Raw genomic sequence first — 17,854 nt, 5'->3', positions numbered from 1 at the left:
AATCATGTCGATGTCCGTCGGCTCCGACAGCGGAGATGAAGATCAAGTAATGTCAGAAATCAACACGACGCCGCTCGTCGACATCATGTTGGTTTTGCTGATCATTTTCTTGATCACCAGTCCGGTTGTTCTCAAGCTGCAGAAAATCGATCTGCCGATTGAGGCCAACCAAGCCCTGCAAACCAAGCCGCAAAACGTTAACATCGTGGTTAACAAGGACGGCGAGATTTACCTGGGCCAAACCAAACTGAAAGACACGAACGAATTGTTCGATTATCTTAAAGTTGAAGCAGTGAAAGTCCCGCAGCCGGAAGTACACGTTCGTGGCGACCAGGAAGCACGCTACGAATCGATCGGCCGAGTGATCTTCACGACCCAACGTGCCGGGATTCAGAAGGTCGGCTTTATCACCGAACCACCTGACAAGAGCTGATAGCAACTGACGGCGGCGCCCTGGCAACGGGGCGCCACGGCCAGAAGCTTGCCGGGCGGCAGTTTCGCCCGGTGCTTCGTTGGACTTCTTAAAGGAAACACTATGAGTATGAATGTCGGTTCGGGAAGCGCAGCAGGCGCGGATCCGGAACCAATGATGGAACTGAACATGACGCCCCTCATCGATGTGATGCTGGTGCTGATTATCATGTTGATCATCACGATTCCAAAACAAAACCACTCGGTGAACCTGAACATGCCGGTCGGCACCCCGCCGCCACCGACTACGGAACCAGTGGTCGTCACGATCGATGTCGATTTTGACGGCACCATCTTGTGGGACAATCAGGTCGTTCCTGACCGTGCCTCGCTGGAAGCCAAACTGAACAACGTTGCTGCGCAAGCAGACCAGCCGGAAGTGCATCTGCGTCCGAACAAGCTGGTGGAATACAAGGTCGTCGCCGGTGTCATGGCATCGGCCCAGCGTCTGGGCGTGACTAAAATCGGTCTGGTCGGCAACGAGCAATTCCAGTAAGCTGTTTGCATCAGGTTCTCTTTACATACGAATAGGCAGGCCTTCCTGCCTATTCGCTTTTTACAGAAAGACTTTCTCATGTCCAAGTTTCGTCTCGCTCATCTCGGCCTCGTCATGGCCGCTATCGGTTTTACCGCAGCAACGCCCGTAATCGGCCTGGGCTCGCTGGCATATGCCGCCGACACCGTGCGCGCCGAAGTGGGCAAGCCACTGCAAGAAGCGCAACGCCTCACGAGCGCCGGCAAAAACAAGGAAGCGCTGGCCAAGCTGCGCGAAGCTGACAACGTCAGCGGCAAGACCGCCTTTGAAAGCTACCAGATCGAACGCGTGCGCGCCTCGGCCGCCGCTGGCGCCGGCGATAACGGCGCCGCCATCAAGGCTTTTGAAGCCGTCATCAATTCCGGCCGCCTGAGCGCCGCCGAAGCACCGAAATTCACGCAAGGCCTGGCCGGCATGTACTACCGCGCCAAGGACTGGCCGAACGCCATCACCTGGTTCAAGCGTTCGCTGAAAGACCGCGAAGATCCACAGACGCGCGAATACCTGATCCAGGCTTACTACTCGAGCGGCAACTACGCCGAGGCGGCAAAAGAGCTGCAGGCAAAAGGCGGCAACTCGGAAGGCAGCCTGCAGATGCTGGCCAACATCCAGTTGAAACAGGGTGACAAGGCTGGCTATGTGTCGACCCTGGAAAAACTGGCGACCAGCTATCCGAAGGCGAGCTACTGGGCCGACCTGCTGAACCGCGTATCGGGCAAACCTGGCTTCTCGCAACGCCTGGGCCTGGACGTACAGCGTTTGCGCCTGGCCAATGGCCTGTTTACCAAGGCATCCGAATACATGGAACTCAGCCAGCTGGCCCTGCAGGCAGGCAATCCGGGTGAAGCCTTGAGCATTATCGACCAGGGCTACAAAAAAGGCGTGCTTGGTACCGGCGCCGATGCAGCCCGTCACCAGCGCCTGAAAGACCTGGCCCTGAAAACCCAGGCCGAGCTGAAAGCGAACGCCGCCAAGTCGGAAGCCGAATACGTCAAGAACAAGGACGCCGACAGCTTGAGCAAGCTGGGCTTTGCCCTGGTCTACGACGGCCAGGCCGACAAGGGCCTCGGCCTGATGAACGACGCCGTGAAACTGGGCACCGCCAAGTATCCGGAAGAAGCCAAGCTGCACCTGGGCATCGCTTACATCCACGCCGGCAAGAAATCGAATGCCAACACGGCGTTGAAAGCCGTCAAGGGCACCGATGGCGCAGCTGACCTGGCCCGCTACTGGACACTGATGAATAAATAATCAGATGTAAAGCAGTCTCAAAAAGCGTTGCCAGCACACTTGCCGGCAACGCTTTTTTTCCATTTCAGCCAGGAAATTACCCGTGTGCCGGCCCTGCCGGGTGTGCATCCCTGAAACAGTCCGTATAATCCCCCTTTTGGCACAGTTTTCATCCCATTCCCATGAAGGTATTTCGCGGACTTCCCAATGCCCAGGCACGCGCACCATGCGCGCTGACTATCGGCAATTTTGACGGTGTCCATATCGGCCATCAAGCCTTGCTGGCGCGCGTGCGCGAGGCGGCGACAGAACTCGGCATCGAAGCGGCCGTGATGACGTTCGAGCCGCACCCGCGCGAATTCTTTGCCCGGCGCAGCGGTGACCTGTCGAAAGCGCCACAGCGCATCGCCAACCTGCGCGACAAATTGCAGTCGCTGGAAGACGCCGGCATCGACCGCGTGATCGTCGAGCACTTCAGCGCCCAGTTCGCTTCCCTGAGCCCGCAGGAATTCACGCAACAGGTGCTGGTTGACGGCCTGCACGTGAAATGGCTGATGGTCGGCGACGATTTCTGCTATGGCGCGCGGCGCGCCGGCGACGTCGCCATGCTGCAGGAAGCGGGCCGCGAGCATGGTTTTCATGTCGAGACCCTGCCCACCGTGATGAATGGCAGCACCCGCATTTCCTCGTCAGCCGTGCGCCTGGCGCTGGCCGATGGCGACTTTACGCTGGCCAAGCAGTTGCTGGGCCACCCGTACGCGATTTCCGGCCATGTAATCCATGGCCAGAAGCTGGGCCGCACCCTGGGTTTCCCGACCCTGAACCTGCGCGTGGCGCACCGCCCTGCCCTGTCCGGCATCTTTATCGTGCAAGTGCACGGCCTGGCGAGCGGAGCGCTGCCGGCCGTGGCCAGCCTGGGCGTGCGCCCGACCGTTGACGACAGCGGCCGCGTGCTGCTCGAAGTGCATCTGTTCGACTTCGCCCAGTCCTGCTACGGCAAGCTGGTACGCGTGGAATTCCTGCAAAAGCTGCGCGACGAAGAAAAATACGATGACCTGGCCACCCTGACGGCGGCCATCGAGCGCGACTCGAACCAGGCCCGCGCGTATTTCGCGCAGCGCCGCAGCGCCATCACCGCTACCGACCGAATTTGATCCCGGCCAACTCCTGCGCACGGCGGGTTTCCCCGCCACAGTTATCACACCATACAAGTAAAGAAAACCATGTCCGACCAAAACAAGCCAGCCGCACCCAAGCAGAACAAGAAACCCGTCAGCAAATACCCGGTCAACATGACCGAAACCCCGTTCCCGATGCGCGGCGACATGGCCAAGCGCGAACCGCAATGGGTACAGCAATGGCAAGACAAGAAAATCTACGAGCGTGTGCGCAAGGCCGCTGCCGGTCGTCCGAAGTTCATCCTGCATGACGGCCCGCCGTATGCGAACGGCGACATCCACCTGGGCCACGCCGTCAACAAGATACTGAAAGACATGGTCGTCAAATCGCGCTCGCTGGCCGGTTTCGATGCACCTTACGTGCCGGGCTGGGACTGCCACGGCATGCCGATCGAGATCCAGATCGAAAAACTGTACGGCAAGAATCTGCCGACCGCCGAAGTGCTGGAAAAAGCGCGCGCCTACGCCAACGTGCAGGTCGAGCGCCAGAAAAAAGACTTCATCCGCCTGGGCGTGCTTGGCGAATGGGACAATCCCTACCTGACGATGGCGCACGGCAATGAGGCCGACGAACTGCGCGCGCTGGGCAAGCTGCTGGAAAAAGGCTATGTGTATCGCGGCCTGAAACCGGTCAACTGGTGTTTCGACTGCCAGTCGGCGCTGGCCGAGGCGGAAGTGGAATACGCGGAAAAACGCGATCCGGCGATCGATGTCGGCTTCCAATTCGCCGAGCCGGAAAAACTGGCAGCCGCGTTTGGTTTGCCGTCCTTGCCGACCGAGAACGGCTTTATCGTCATCTGGACCACCACGCCGTGGACCATCCCGTCGAACCAGGCGCTGAACGTCAACCCTGAAGTGAAGTACGCGCTGGTGCAAGCCGAGCGCGACGGCCAGCCATTGCTGCTGATCCTGGCGCAAGACCTGGTGGTATCGAGCCTGGCGCGCTTCAAGCTCGACGGCACGACGATCGCCACCTGCGACGGCGCGGCCCTGGCCGGCATCAATTTCCGCCATCCTCTGCACGCCAGCGACGCTTTCTATGACCGCCTGTCGCCTTTGTTCCTGGCCGATTACGTGACCACCGAGAGCGGCACCGGCGTGGTGCACTCGGCGCCAGCCTACGGCCTGGACGACTTTATCTCGTGCAAGGCGCACGGCATGAAGGACGACGACATCATCAAGCCGGTAATGGGCGACGGCAAGTTCGCCTCGACCCTGCCGCTGTTCGGCGGCATGAGCATCTGGGAAGCGTCGAAACCGATCTGCAACGCCCTGCGCGAAGCCGGTGCGCTGTTCGAAGTGAAGATGTTCGACCACAGCTACATGCACTGCTGGCGCCATAAAACGCCGATCATCTACCGCGCCACTTCGCAGTGGTTTGCCGGCATGGACGTGACGCCAAAAGACGGCGGCGCGACCTTGCGCGAAACCGCCCTGAAAGGCATCGCAGACACCGAGTTCTTCCCGGACTGGGGACAGGCGCGCCTGCACGGCATGATCGCCAACCGTCCGGACTGGACCTTGTCGCGCCAGCGCCAGTGGGGCGTGCCGATGGCCTTTATCGTGCACAAGGAAACCGGCGACCTGCACCCGCGCACCCCGGAACTGCTGGAACAGGTGGCCAAGCTGATCGAAAAAGACGGCATCGAAGCCTGGCAGGCGCTGGACCTGGCGGACCTGATCGGCGACGAAGCGGCCATCTACGCCAAGAACAAGGACACGCTTGACGTATGGTTCGATTCCGGCGCCACCCACCAGACGGTATTGGGCGGCCCGCAAGCGCATGGCTCGCATTCGACCCAGCTGCAATTCCCGGCCGACCTGTACCTGGAAGGCTCGGACCAGCATCGCGGCTGGTTCCACTCGTCCCTGCTGGTGTCGTCGATGCTGAACGGCCGTCCGCCCTACAAGGCCCTGCTGACGCACGGCTTCACGGTCGATGGCGAAGGCAAGAAGATGTCCAAGTCGCTGGGCAACACGCTGGCGCCGCAAAAGATCTCCGACAGCCTGGGCGCCGACATCCTGCGCCTGTGGATCGCTTCGACCGACTACACGGGCGAGCTGTCGATCTCGGACGAAATCCTGAAACGCGTGACCGAATCGTACCGCCGCATCCGCAACACCCTGCGCTTTTTGCTGGCCAATACCTCGGACTTCAACCCGGCCGTCGATGCGGTACCGGTGGCAGAACTGTTCGAGATCGACCGCTATGCGATCGCCAACATGGCGTCGTTGCAACAGCAGATCGAGAACAACTATGCGCGCTACGAGTTCCATCCGGTGGTATCGAAACTGCAGACCTACTGCTCGGAAGACCTGGGCGGCTTCTACCTGGACATTCTGAAAGACCGCCTGTACACCACCGGCCTGACCTCGCATGCGCGCCGCTCGGCACAGACCGCCCTGTGGCATATCACGCAAAGCCTGCTGCGCCTGATGGCCCCTGCGCTGTCGTTTACGGCCGAAGAAGCGTGGGCCGTGTTCGCCGGCGAAGAAGCCTATGCCGCCAGCGATGAAACCATCTTCACGCAAACCTGGTGGCAGTTGCCGGAGGTGCTAGACGCCGCCGACCTGCTGGAAAAATACACGGCCCTGCGCGCCGTGCGCACCGATGTGACCAAGCAGCTGGAAGACCTGCGCACCTCGGGCGCCATCGGTTCGTCCTTGCAGGCCGAGCTGACCATCAAGGCCGCGCCGATGAAGTACAAGCTGCTGGCCAGCCTGGACGACGACCTGAAGTTTGTCTTCATCACCTCGCAGGCAACGGTGGCCGAAGTGGCCGACGAAGCGGGCGAAGAAGTGGTCGTGACGGCGTCCACCGCGCCGAAGTGCGAGCGCTGCTGGCACTACCGCAGCGACGTCGGCACGGATGCGGAACATCCGACCCTGTGCGGCCGCTGCGTCAGCAACCTGTTTGGTGCAGGTGAAAAGCGCCGTTTCGCTTAAACTGTCGCACCGGAACGCCGCTCGCGTTCCGCTCCCGCCCGCCGCTGCCTGGATTGATACCCGGGCAGCGGCGGCTTTACCTCTTCCTGAAAAAATATGGCCACTAAAAACCGCGTTGTGTCGAAACCGAAATCGTCGTCGTCATCGTCCCTGGTTCCCTGGCTGGGCATCGCCGCCATCGTCATCCTGTTCGACCAGATCAGCAAGATCACCGTGCTGCGCACGTTCCAGTATGCCGAGGAAAAGGTCATCACCTCGTTCTTCAACCTGGTGCTGGCGTTCAACAAGGGCGCAGCGTTCAGCTTTTTGTCCGACCAGGGCGGCTGGCAACGCTATTTCTTCACCGCGATTGCCGTCGGCGCGGCCATCTTCATCCTCTACCTGTTGAAAAAGCACGCCGGCCAGCGCATGTTCTGCTGGGCCCTGGCGCTGATCCTCGGTGGCGCGCTGGGCAACGCCATCGACCGCCTGGTGTACGGCCACGTGGTCGACTTCCTCGATTTTCACTGGAAAAGCTGGGGCCATTTCCCCGCTTTCAATATCGCCGACAGCGCGATTTGCATCGGCGCGGCCCTGTTCATCATCGATGAACTGCGCCGTGTAAACAAATAACCGGGAGCTTGGTCATGGAATTGTCCGGCAAAAAAATCGTCCTGGGCCTGTCGGGCGGCGTCGCCTGCTACAAGGCGGCCGAACTGTGCCGCGCGCTGACCCGCGCCGGCGCTTCGGTGCAAGTGGTCATGACGGATGCGGCCAGCCACTTCATCACGGCCGTGACGATGCAGGCGCTGTCCGGCCATCCGGTGCATACCAGCCAATGGGATGCGCGCATCGACAACAATATGGCGCATATCGACCTGACGCGCGGCGCCGACGCCATCCTGATCGCGCCGTGTTCGGCCGACTTTTTACGCAAGCTCGCCCATGGCGTCTGCGACGACCTGCTGTCGACCCTGTGCCTGGCGCGTCCCGCTCACCTGCCGCTGCTGGTGGCGCCGGCCATGAACGTGGAAATGTGGCAGAACCCCGCCACCCAGCGCAATGTGCAGCAGCTGCGCGAAGATGGCGTCAAGCTCTTTGGACCGGCCGCCGGCGAACAGGCTTGCGGCGAGATTGGCCTGGGCCGCATGCTCGAACCCGAGCAGCTGCTGATGGAGCTGATCGCCGCCTTCCAGCCGAAAGTACTGGCCGGCAGGCGCGTGCTGGTCACGGCCGGCCCCACCTTTGAAGCGATCGACCCGGTGCGCGGCATCACCAATCTGTCCTCGGGCAAGATGGGTTACGCCGTGGCGCGCGCCGCGCGCGAAGCGGGCGCCGAAGTGCTGCTGATTTCCGGCCCGACAGCCCTGCCCGCGCCGTTCGGCGTGCGCCGCATCGACGTGCAAAGCGCACAGCAGATGCATGACGCGGTGCTGAACCAGCTCGATGGCCAGCACGTCTTTATCGCCGTCGCCGCCGTGGCCGACTGGCGCGTGGCCAATGCCAGCAGCCAGAAAATGAAAAAGCAGGCCGACGGTTCGGTGCCCGAACTGCAGTTCGCGCAAAACCCGGACATCCTCGCCACTGTTGCGGCGCGCACCAATCTGGCCGGCTTCCCGTACTGCGTGGGCTTTGCCGCCGAGTCGGAAAACCTGGTGGAATTCGGTTCTTCCAAGCGCGAGAAAAAAGGCATTCCCCTATTGGTCGGCAATATCGGCCACAACACCTTCGGCCAGGACGACAACACCATCATCCTGTTCGACGAAGACGGCCACACCGTGCTGCCGCGCGCCTCCAAGCTGGAACTGGCGCGCCAGCTGATCTCGGAAATCTCGAAACGCATCGCGAAAATCTCGCTGCTGAAATAACCTTCTTACGCAAGTATCAGATTCAATGAAAAATATCGACATCAAGATCCTCGACGCCCGCATGAAAGACCAGTTGCCGGCCTACGCCACCCCGGGCAGCGCCGGCCTGGACCTGCGCGCCTGCATCGACGAGCCCATCACCATCGCCCCTGGCCAGACCGTGCTGATCCCCACCGGGCTGGCAATCTACCTGGCCGATCCGGGCTATGCGGCGATGATCTTGCCGCGCAGCGGCATGGGCCACAAGAATGGCATCGTGCTGGGGAATCTGGTAGGCTTGATCGACTCCGATTACCAGGGCCAGCTGATGGTCTCGACCTGGAACCGGGGACAGAACGCATTCACGCTCAACCCCATGGAACGCCTGGCACAACTGATTATCGTGCCGGTGCTGCAAGTGGGCTTTAACGTCGTCGAAGAATTCGGCGACAGCGAACGCGGTGCTGGCGGCTTCGGCAGCACCGGTAAACACTAAGGAATTTTATGCCAGGTTTCCGCCAAATCGACCCAGCCCAAAACCCGCTGCGCCAATTGGCCTTGCCACTACTCGTGGCTTGCGCTGCCATGCTTGCCGGCTGTACCACGCCCGGCACCACCGTCAGCGGTCCGTTCAATATCGTGCCCGCACCCGATGAAGCGCCCACCTATACGGCGCAGCAAAAGGCGGCGCAGGAAAACCTGGTCCGGATGGTCGCGGTGCAGGACCGCTTGTCGAAAGTGTCGGCGCCGCTGCTGATCAACAACGCCGACCTGTGCAAGACCTACGCGCGCAACCTGCTGGGTTTTACGGCACAGAACAAATACTCCTATCCGGGCGTGTACGCCGATGCGGCGCAGGCAGCGCTGGGCTACGGCGAACAGATGCAGGTATCGAGCGTATTGCCGGGCAGCGGCGCCGCGCGCGCCGGCCTGCGCAAGGGCGACGGCCTGCTGGCGGCCGAAGGCAAGCCGCTGCCGGCCGGCCCGAATGCGGAAGGCCCGTTCGGCGCCATCGTCGGCCCGCTGGCGTCGAAAAGCGCCAGCATCAACATGACGATTGCGCGCCAGGGCCAGCCGCAGGACCTGAAGATTCCCGTCACCCGCGCCTGCGCCTTCCGCGTTGCGCTGGGCAACGCCGACAATATCAATGCCTATTCCGATGGCGCGCGCATCATGGTGACGCGCGGCATGGTGGCAGCGGCGCAAAACGATGAAGGCATCGCCTTTGTGATCGCGCGTGAAATGGCGCACAACATCCTCGACCATGCGCGCACCCAGCGCAGCAGCGGCACGGCGGGCAGCCTGATCGACAGCCTGGGCGCGGTGCAGCCGGACGTGTCGATGCTGACCGGCGCGGCCGGCATCCGCGCGATGCCGCAGGAAATGGACGCGCAGGCCGACACCCTGGCGATCTACCTGCTGGCGCGGGCCGGCTACGATATCGGCAATGCCGCCAGCTTCTGGCAGCGCATGGCAACGCAAGTGCCGGCCAGCACCGCCAACGGCTATACGGCGCTGCACCCGGGCATGAGCGCACGCATCGCCGCCATCAACCGGGCGGTGACCGATGTGCGGGCCAAGCAGGCCGCTAAAAAGCCGCTGCGGCCTTAAGAACCGGGAAACGGGGGGAACACGCCCCCCGCGACCCAGGTGACGATGCCGATCAATATCACTGCCAGGAACACGCCGACCAGCAGTTTGCTGACGGTGGGCATGCCTTCATCTTGCGATGGCTGTTCTTTGATTATCATGGGAACTCTCCGCAGGCTGTGGGATAGCGAGTCATCAGTATAGCCACTTTTCATTGCACGCCGCACGCATGCGGCACCATCGAACCAACCTACGGCCCACCATGGACAGCATCGACCTCGAAGTACTGAAAACCTGCGCCGCCTGGATCGCGGCCGGCCGCCGCTGCGAACTGGTGACCGTCATCAAGACCTGGGGTTCCAGCCCGCGCCCGGTCGGCGCCACCCTGGCCATCTGCGACGATGGCACGGTAGTCGGCTCGGTATCGGGCGGCTGCATCGAAGACGATCTGATCGACCATGTGCGCACGCACGGCATCGTGCGCGAGCGGCCCGAAATCGTCAGCTACGGCATCAGCGCCGACGAGGCGCACCGCTTCGGCCTGCCCTGTGGCGGCACCATCGAACTGGCGATCGAACCGCTGCACGCGGCCAGCGGCGTGGCCGAACTGCTGGCGCGCCTGGAATGCCATGAACTGATCGAACGGCGGCTGGAGCTGGCAAGCGGCGCCGTCAGCCTGCATGCAGCCGCGCCGGGCGCGACTCTGGTGCTGGACGACGATCTGCTGACCACCCAGCACGGCCCGCGCTGGCGCCTGCTGATTATCGGCGCGAGCCAGCTGTCGCGCTTCGTGGCGCAGATCGCCACGGCGATGGATTACCACGTGATCGTCTGCGACCCGCGCGAAGACTACCGCGGCGGCTGGAACGTGCCCGGCGTGCCGCTGCTGCACGCCATGCCCGACGACCTGGTACTGGAACTGCAGCTCGATAGCCGCAGCGCCGTGCTGGCCCTGACGCACGACCCGAAACTGGACGACCTGGCGCTGATGGAAGCGCTCAAATCCCCGGCGTTCTATGTCGGCGCCATCGGCTCGCGCGCCAACAATGCGAAACGGCGCGAGCGGCTGCTGCAGTTCGACGTCACGCCGGAACAGCTGGCGCGCCTGCATGGCCCGGTCGGCCTGTATATCGGCAGCAAGACGCCGGCCGAAATCGCCATCTCGATCCTGGCCGAACTGACGGCCGTAAAAAATGGCGTACCCGACAAGCTGCAGATCCAGCACGCAGCCGCGCTGTCGGCATGAAGACCTTGCACTGGACGCTGCCGCTGCCGCCCGGCTACCGGCAGGCGGACGTGATCGCCTTTCATGGCCGCGACGCGCAAGGCGTGGCCGAACAGGTGACGCCCGATGGTCTGCGCAAGGGCATCCTGCATGACGGTGTGCCGGTGCTGCTGGAAGTCGATTTCACAGCCAAGGAAGCGCTGTGCCGCGCCGATATCGACGGCCCCCTCACCGACGGCATGCAGGACGCGCTGCACGGTGTTTTGCTCAATATCCTGGGCCTGCGCATCGCCCCCGAACCGTTTGCGCAGCTGGTGGCCGGCGACCCGCTGATGGGTCCCCTGGCGCGCGCCAACGGCAGCTTGCGCATCGTGCAGTCGGCCACGCCGTTCGAGGCGCTCACCTGGGCCATTATCGGCCAGCAGATCAACCTGCCGTTCGCCATTTCGCTGCGCCGCACCTTTATCTTGCAAGCGGGGCGCCAGCACAGTGGCGGCCTGTGGTGCTACCCGGAAGCGTGCGACGTGGCGCGGCTGGCGCTGGAAGAACTGACGAGCCGCAAATTTTCGCGTGCCAAGGCCGAGACGCTGCTGCGCCTGGCCAGGCTGGTCGATGATGGTGAACTGTCGCTCGAACTGCCTGCGTCGGGCGAGGTCGAGGCGGTCTCGCAGGCGTTGCTGGCCGTGAAAGGCATCGGCCCGTGGACCGTCAATTATGCGCTGCTGCGCGGCTATGGCTACGCTGACTGCTCGCTGCACGGCGACGTGGCGATCCGCGCCGCGCTGCAAAAGCTGCTCGGGGAAACCAGCAAGCCGGACATGGCCCGCACCGAACAGTGGCTGCGCCAGTACGCGCCGCAGCGCACCATGGCGGCAGCACATTTGTGGGCCAGCCTGCAAGCCTAGCGCAACGGCAGGGCGGCGCGCCGCTGTGCGCGCGCCCCAAACAGGTGGATCATGCCAGCCACCAGACCCAGTACCACACCGAATACCGCCACGCCGCTCCAGCCGTAGCGCTCCATCAGCCAGCCGCTGGCCGCCACGCCGACCGCGCCGCCGATGAAAGTAGCCGTCATGTACAGGCTGTTGATGCGGCCCTGCGCGGCCGGATCGGCGGCAAAGGCGCGCGTCTGGTTCGCTACCAGGGCGGCCTGCACGCCGATATCGAGCACGATCACGCCGACCACCAGCAACACCAGCGAGGTGCCGGCGCCCACCAGCAGCAGCCATGACAAGGTGACGATAGCGATGCTGGCGCCAATGACGGTGCGCGAGCCGAGCTTGTCGGCGGCCCGGCCACCCAGGGTCGCGGCCAGCGCGCCAGCGGCGCCGATAATGCCCAGATGCCATGGACCGTTCGCCAGCAGTGCCGCCAGGTTGACCCAGAAAGCATTGAAGCAGGCCCACAGCAGCGACTGGATCAGCATCGATTCACGAATCGGGCGATGCTCGCGCAGCAGCGGCCATAATGAGGCCAGCAGCCGCGCATACGACAGCTGCGTGGTCGGTATGCCGCGTGGCAGCAGCGCCCTGGCCGCGAGCCAGACGGGGATCATGAACGCCGCCTCCATCGCGTAGACGGCGCGCCAGCCATAAGCATCGCCGACCACGCCGGCCACCGTGCGCCCCAGCAAAATACCGACCATGATGCCGCTGACCACCGTGCCGACAGAGCGGCCGCGCTCGCCGGGCGACGACATCAGCGCGGCGAACGGCACCAGTTGCTGCGGCACGCAACTGACGATGCCCAGGCCAAACGAGGCTGCCACCAGCGCCCAGATGCCGGGCGCCATGCAGGCGGCCAGGGCAAAAAAGAAAGCCAGGGCAATCTGGCCCAGCACCAGCTTGCGCCGGTCAAAACGATCGCCCAGCGGCAACAGCAAGGCCAGGCCGGTGGCAAAACCCAGCAGCGCCGCACCGGCGACCAGGTTGACGGACGCCAGGTCGACGCCAAAGCCGGCTTGTATCAGCGGCAGGATCGGTTGCGTGCAATAGATATTGGTGATCACCGCGCCGGCGATCACCGCCATCATCAGTATCTTGCCGCGCGGCGCGGTCGCTGGCGGCCGTGTTTCATGTGGGTTTGGGGATGTGGAGCGCATGGCGCTCTTCTTTCATGGTGATCTGTCAGGCGCCACGGCAACATGCCAAGGCGAAGAAGACCAGCTTACGTACTTGCACGCATGAAGAGAATCCCCTAGTATCGGGAATCATTCTTCCAATATTTGACAGGATCGCGATCACTGAACATGGATAAACTCGACTCGATGGCGGTGTTGCTGGCGGTGTTGCTGGCGGTGGTGGAAGCGGGCAGCCTGTCGGGCGCCGCGCGCCGTCTGGCCATGCCGCTGGCCACCGTCAGCCGCAAGGTGGCGGCACTGGAAGCGCACCTGAAAACACGGCTGCTGCACCGCACCACGCGCCACCTGGCGCTGACCGAGGCAGGCAGCACCTATGTGGCCGCCTGCCGCCGCATCCTCGACGAGATCGGCGAAGCGGAACGCACGGCCAGCGGTGAATACGCCACGCCCAAGGGCGAACTGACGGTCACCGCGCCGATGATGTTCGGGCGCCTGCATATCGTGCCGGTGGTGGCCGAGTTTCTGGCCCAGTATCCGGAGATCGAAATCAACCTGGTGCTGACCGACCGCGTCATGCACCTGATGGATGAACATATCGACGTGGCGGTGCGGATCGGCGAACTGCCCGACAGCGGCTTGATGGCCACCGGCGTTGGCAAAGTGCGGCGGGTGGTGTGCGCCAGCCCCGCTTACCTGGCCCGGCATGGCGCGCCTGTCACGCCGGCCGACCTGGCCGCGCATGACTGCATCAGCTTCGAGGTGATGGAATCGCGGCGCGCCTGGGTGTTCGGCGCGGCCAGGTCGGCGCAGGCGGTGCCGGTGCACTCCAGGCTGGCCGTCAATACGGTGGACGCGGCGATCGCCGCCGCCACCCTGGGCGTGGGCCTGGTCAGGGTGATGTCGTACCAGGTGATGGACGCCCTGCGCAACGATACGCTGCGCATCGTGCTTGAACCGTTCGAGGCCCAGCCCTTGCCCGTCAGCCTGGTACACAAGGGGCAAACGCCGCTGCCGCTGAAACTGCGCGCGTTTCTCGATTTCGTCACGCCGCGCCTGCGTGCGCGCCAGCTGAGCATCAACTGAGCTGAGCATCAACTGAACCTCGACTGAAACTCAGGCGATCGCGCGCCTCAGTTCCGCATAGGCCTGCACCAGCTGTTCCTTGCTGTAGCCGCGATTGAGTCCGCTGGGGTTCGGCAGTATCCACACGCGCGCGCCGCCGAAGCGCGCGGGCTGCTCGCCCCAGTCGACCTGGCGCTGGCCCGTCATCGCGGCGTAGGCGGCCTTGCCCAGGAAGGCGATCCATTGCGGCTGCAGCAGCGCCAGCTTGCGCGCCAGGCCCGCCGCTGCTTGCGCAAATTCTTCCTTGCCGACCTGATCGGCCCGCTGTGTCGGCCGCGCCACCGCTGCGGTCAGGCCCAGCCCGAACGCCAGCACGCTGGCGTCGTCCTGCGGCGCCACCTGGTGCGGCGTGAAGCCGGCCAGGTGCAGCACGGGCCAAAAGCGGTTGCCGCGGCCAAGGAAATGGTGGCCGGCGACGGCCGCACCAGCGCCCGGATTGAGGCCGCAAAAAACCACCTGCAAGCCGGGGGCCAGGATATCGGGCAAGCCTTGCACCAATGTCGTGTGTGTCATGAAAAACTCCGAATGCGGGGAGCCGCAGTATAGAAGAAACTGGAGCACAAGTTTGAACCTTGCCGCCGCCGGTCGCCTCGCCTGCAGCACTTGGCCGCCGGTGCTACCATCTACTACTGATGAGCTAATCCCAACGAAGGATGGCCTTCACGCTGTTTCGCCCCCCCACCGAGGAACCAAATGACTACCCTGACCATCAATGGCAAGCGGCACGATATCGCCCTGCCCGAAGACACCCCCCTGCTATGGACCCTGCGCGACGAGCTGGGCATGACCGGCACCAAGTTCGGCTGCGGCATGGCCCTGTGCGGCGCCTGCACCGTGCACCTCGACGGCGAAGCAATCCGCTCGTGCGTGACGCCGATCTCGGCCGCCGCCGGCAAGCACATCACCACCATCGAAGCGGTGGGCGAAGACAAGGTCGGGCTGGCCCTGCAACAGGCCTGGCAAGACCACGGCGTGCCGCAATGCGGCTACTGCCAGGCCGGGCAGATCATGTCGGCCACGGCGCTGCTGCACAAGACACCAAAGCCCAGCGACCAGCAGATCCGCGAGGCGATGAGCGGCAATATCTGCCGCTGCGGCACCTATACGCGCATCCATGCGGCCATCAAGCAGGCTGCCGGCGTGACGGCCAAGGGAGCGTCCAAATGAACGCGCCTGACAAACTGATCGCCTCGGCTTCGCGTCGCAACTGGCTCAAGGCCGCCGGTGCGCTCGCTGGCTTGAGCCTGGTCGCCGGTCCGTCCGGCCTGGTGATGGCGGCCGACGCCGTCAAATACGGCGGCGAGAACATGCCGGGCGGCGTGGTCGATGACGCGCTGGTATTCCTGTCCATCGGCGCCGACGGCGTGGTGACCATCATGGTGCACCGCTCGGAAATGGGCCAGGGCATCCGTACCAGCCTGCCGATGGTGGCGGCCGACGAACTGGGCGCCGACTGGGCCAAGGTCAAGGTGCAGCAGGCGCCGGCCGACGAAGCGCGCTACGGCAGCCAGGACACGGATGGCTCGCGCAGCATGCGCCACTCGTTCCGCGCCATGCGCCACGTGGGCGCCACCGCGCGCCTGATGCTGGAAACGGCGGCCGCCGCGCGCTGGAATGTACCGATTGCCGAAGTCAAGGTGGTCGATCACACCGTCGTGCATGCGGCCAGCGGACGCACGTTGGGCTTTGGCAAACTGGCGGCCGAAGCGGCCAGGCTGCCGGTGCCGCCGCGCGCCAGCATCTCGCTCAAGCGCGCCGACGAGCTGCGCTATATCGCACAAGACAACAAGCGCGGCATCGATCTGCACGATATCGTCACCGGCAACACCCACTTCGGCATCGACACGCGTTTGGAAGGCATGCACTACGCCGTGATCGCGCGTCCGCCGGTATTTGGCGGCAAGCTGAAAAGCGTCGACCAGACGGCCGCCCTGAAAGTGCCGGGCGTGCTGCGCATCGTCGAACTGGCGGGCAGCCCGCCGCCGGCCATGTTCAATCCGCTCGGTGGCGTGGCCGTGATTGCCAGCAATACATGGGCCGCCATCAAGGGCCGCGAAGCGCTGGTGCTGGAATGGGAAGACGGCGCCAATGGCGCTTATGATTCGAAGGCCTTCCGCGCCACGCTGGAAGCGGCGGTGCGCCAACCGGCAAAACCGGCACGCGACCAGGGCAAGACGGTCGAGACGCTGGCCGCCGCCCCGGCCAAACGGAAGATGAGCGCCGAATACTATCTGCCACACCTGGCGCACGCCACCATGGAGCCGCCCGCCGCCACCGTGCGGGTGGTCAACGGCAAGGCCGAGGTATGGGCCTGCGTGCAGGCGCCGCAAGCCACGCGCAGCAATGTGGCGAAAGCACTGGGACTGGCGTTCGAGGACGTCACCGTGCATGTGACCCTGCTCGGCGGCGGCTTCGGGCGCAAGTCGAAACCGGACTTCGCGGTCGAAGCGGCGCTGCTGTCGAAAGCGATGGGCGGCAAGCCCGTCAAGCTGACCTGGACCCGCGACGACGACCTGCAGCACGATTACCTGCACACGGTGTCGGTCGAACGCCTGGAAGCGTCGCTGGACGCGAAAGGCATGCCGACCGCCTGGCTGCACCGCACGGCCGCGCCCACCATCACCTCGACCTTTGCCGCCGGCGCCAACAAACAGGCGCCGTTCGAACTGGGCATGTCGGCCATCAACGTGCCGTTTGCGATCCCGAATATCCGCGTCGAAGTGCCGGAAGTGCCGGCCCACACGCGCATCGGCTGGTTCCGCTCGGTGTCGAATATTCCGCATGCGTTTGCGATCCAGTCGTTTACGGCCGAGCTGGCGCATGCGGCCAGGCGCGATCACCGCGACTACCTGCTCGAACTGCTGGGACCGGCACGCAAGATCGACCCGAAAGAGCTGTCCGATGGCTGGAACTACGGCGAAGACCCGGCAAAGTATCCGGTCGATATAGGCCGCATGCGCCACGTGATCGAACTGGCCACCGCCAAAGCGGGCTGGGGCCGCAAGCTGCCCAAGGGTCGCGGGCTTGGCCTGGCCGTGTCCTACAGTTTCGTTACCTACGTGGCGGCGGTAATCGAGGTCGAAATCAACGCGGCCGGCGAAGTGCTGATCCCGCGCGTCGATATCGCCATGGATTGCGGCCCGCAGATCAACCCGGACCGCGTGCGCTCGCAGATCGAAGGCGCCTGCATCATGGGCATCTCGCTGGCGATGAGCGGTGAAATCAGCTTCAAGAATGGCCGTGTCGAGCAGAGCAATTTCCACGACTACAGCGTGCTGCGCGCCGCCGACGCGCCGCGCGTGATCCACACGCACCTGGTGCCGGGTACGCTGGACATGGAACTCGGTGGCGTGGGCGAACCGGCCACCCCGCCGATCGCGCCGGCGCTGTGCAACGCCATCTTTGCCGCCACGGGCAAGCGCATCCGCGCGCTGCCGGTGGGGATGCAGCTGGCAAAGAAGGGATAATAGGGAAAGAAATGCCGCCAGTCTGGCGGCATTTCAAGCGCAAGCATGTCAATCGGCCGCACAACGAAAAAACCGCTGGCCCTCTTGCGAGGAATCAGCGGCTTCGAATTGGTTGCGGGGACAGGATTTGAACCTGTGACCTTCGGGTTATGAGCCCGACGAGCTGCCAGACTGCTCCACCCCG

The 17,854-nt window shown here is 63.8% G+C and carries 17 protein-coding genes; 14 read left to right on the top strand and 3 right to left on the bottom strand.

Going from position 1 to position 17,854, the window contains the following annotated elements:
* Window positions 1-4: 4 nt before the first annotated feature.
* From AC0Z42_RS12205 to AC0Z42_RS12165, 9 genes are all read left to right on the top strand, one after another.
* Window positions 5-433, top strand: coding sequence for an ExbD/TolR family protein (locus AC0Z42_RS12205; RefSeq protein WP_485468488.1), 429 nt, complete (start codon window positions 5-7; stop codon window positions 431-433).
* A gap of 102 nt (window positions 434-535) precedes the next feature.
* On the top strand, window positions 536-967 hold the full coding sequence (locus AC0Z42_RS12200) for an ExbD/TolR family protein (RefSeq protein ID WP_312440206.1): 432 nt from the start codon (window positions 536-538) through the stop codon (window positions 965-967).
* Window positions 968-1,045: 78 nt separating this feature from the next.
* The gene (locus AC0Z42_RS12195) at window positions 1,046-2,257 is read left to right on the top strand and encodes a tetratricopeptide repeat protein (protein ID WP_485468487.1); all 1,212 of its coding nucleotides are present in this window, start codon (window positions 1,046-1,048) and stop codon (window positions 2,255-2,257) included.
* 161 nt (window positions 2,258-2,418) lie between these two features.
* Complete coding sequence (locus AC0Z42_RS12190; RefSeq protein WP_485468486.1) at window positions 2,419-3,390, top strand: bifunctional riboflavin kinase/FAD synthetase; 972 nt, start codon at window positions 2,419-2,421, stop codon at window positions 3,388-3,390.
* A 69-nt stretch (window positions 3,391-3,459) separates the two neighbouring features.
* Window positions 3,460-6,360, top strand: a complete 2,901-nt coding sequence (gene ileS, locus AC0Z42_RS12185; RefSeq protein WP_485468485.1) for an isoleucine--tRNA ligase — start codon at window positions 3,460-3,462, stop codon at window positions 6,358-6,360.
* Window positions 6,361-6,456: 96 nt separating this feature from the next.
* Window positions 6,457-6,972, top strand: coding sequence for a signal peptidase II (gene lspA, locus AC0Z42_RS12180; protein ID WP_485468484.1), 516 nt, complete (start codon window positions 6,457-6,459; stop codon window positions 6,970-6,972).
* Between the two features lie 14 nt (window positions 6,973-6,986).
* Complete coding sequence (gene coaBC / locus AC0Z42_RS12175) at window positions 6,987-8,207, top strand: bifunctional phosphopantothenoylcysteine decarboxylase/phosphopantothenate--cysteine ligase CoaBC (protein WP_485468483.1); 1,221 nt, start codon at window positions 6,987-6,989, stop codon at window positions 8,205-8,207.
* Between the two features lie 25 nt (window positions 8,208-8,232).
* Window positions 8,233-8,682, top strand: coding sequence for a dUTP diphosphatase (gene dut / locus AC0Z42_RS12170; protein ID WP_485468482.1), 450 nt, complete (start codon window positions 8,233-8,235; stop codon window positions 8,680-8,682).
* 89 nt (window positions 8,683-8,771) lie between these two features.
* Window positions 8,772-9,797 carry a M48 family metalloprotease gene (locus tag AC0Z42_RS12165; protein ID WP_485468481.1) on the top strand — a complete coding sequence of 342 codons (1,026 nt, stop codon included), beginning with the start codon at window positions 8,772-8,774 and terminating at the stop codon, window positions 9,795-9,797.
* Here AC0Z42_RS12165 and AC0Z42_RS12160 read toward each other — a convergent pair.
* Window positions 9,794-9,937 (bottom strand): hypothetical protein, encoded by a 144-nt coding sequence (locus AC0Z42_RS12160; protein ID WP_485468480.1) that lies wholly within the window; start codon window positions 9,935-9,937, stop codon window positions 9,794-9,796. The genes AC0Z42_RS12165 and AC0Z42_RS12160 overlap by 4 nt on opposite strands.
* 101 nt (window positions 9,938-10,038) lie before the next feature.
* Between AC0Z42_RS12160 and AC0Z42_RS12155 the strand changes: the two genes are divergently transcribed.
* Both AC0Z42_RS12155 and AC0Z42_RS12150 read left to right on the top strand, forming a co-directional pair.
* A complete protein-coding gene (locus tag AC0Z42_RS12155) occupies window positions 10,039-11,022 on the top strand; it encodes an XdhC family protein (RefSeq protein WP_485468479.1) in 984 nt (327 codons plus the stop codon).
* Window positions 11,019-11,906 carry a DNA-3-methyladenine glycosylase 2 gene (locus tag AC0Z42_RS12150; protein ID WP_485468478.1) on the top strand — a complete coding sequence of 296 codons (888 nt, stop codon included), beginning with the start codon at window positions 11,019-11,021 and terminating at the stop codon, window positions 11,904-11,906. Before AC0Z42_RS12155 ends, AC0Z42_RS12150 begins: the two co-directional genes overlap by 4 nt.
* On the opposite strand, the gene AC0Z42_RS12145 is transcribed toward AC0Z42_RS12150, so the two are convergent.
* Window positions 11,903-13,102, bottom strand: coding sequence for an MFS transporter (locus tag AC0Z42_RS12145; RefSeq protein ID WP_485468477.1), 1,200 nt, complete (start codon window positions 13,100-13,102; stop codon window positions 11,903-11,905). The two genes, AC0Z42_RS12150 and AC0Z42_RS12145, sit on opposite strands and share 4 nt — an antisense overlap.
* Before the next feature lie 147 nt (window positions 13,103-13,249).
* Here AC0Z42_RS12145 and AC0Z42_RS12140 point away from each other — a divergent pair, with 147 nt between their 5' ends.
* Complete coding sequence (locus tag AC0Z42_RS12140; protein WP_485468476.1) at window positions 13,250-14,164, top strand: LysR family transcriptional regulator; 915 nt, start codon at window positions 13,250-13,252, stop codon at window positions 14,162-14,164.
* A 30-nt stretch (window positions 14,165-14,194) separates the two neighbouring features.
* On the opposite strand, the gene mug is transcribed toward AC0Z42_RS12140, so the two are convergent.
* Window positions 14,195-14,716, bottom strand: a complete 522-nt coding sequence (mug, locus tag AC0Z42_RS12135) for a G/U mismatch-specific DNA glycosylase (RefSeq protein WP_485468475.1) — start codon at window positions 14,714-14,716, stop codon at window positions 14,195-14,197.
* A gap of 180 nt (window positions 14,717-14,896) precedes the next feature.
* On the opposite strand from mug, the gene AC0Z42_RS12130 reads away from it, so the two are divergent.
* Both AC0Z42_RS12130 and AC0Z42_RS12125 read left to right on the top strand, forming a co-directional pair.
* Window positions 14,897-15,370, top strand: coding sequence for a (2Fe-2S)-binding protein (locus AC0Z42_RS12130; protein ID WP_485468474.1), 474 nt, complete (start codon window positions 14,897-14,899; stop codon window positions 15,368-15,370).
* Entirely contained in the window at window positions 15,367-17,670 is a 2,304-nt protein-coding gene (locus AC0Z42_RS12125) for a xanthine dehydrogenase family protein molybdopterin-binding subunit (RefSeq protein WP_485468473.1), read from the top strand. The genes AC0Z42_RS12130 and AC0Z42_RS12125 overlap by 4 nt, the downstream gene beginning before the upstream one ends.
* Window positions 17,671-17,854 lie beyond the last annotated feature (184 nt).

This window comes from Janthinobacterium sp. 1L-D-8-B-C4, assembly GCF_057291295.1.
The sequence above is the reverse complement of the archived record's forward strand: the minus strand, read 5'-3'. Positions and strand labels throughout refer to the sequence as shown.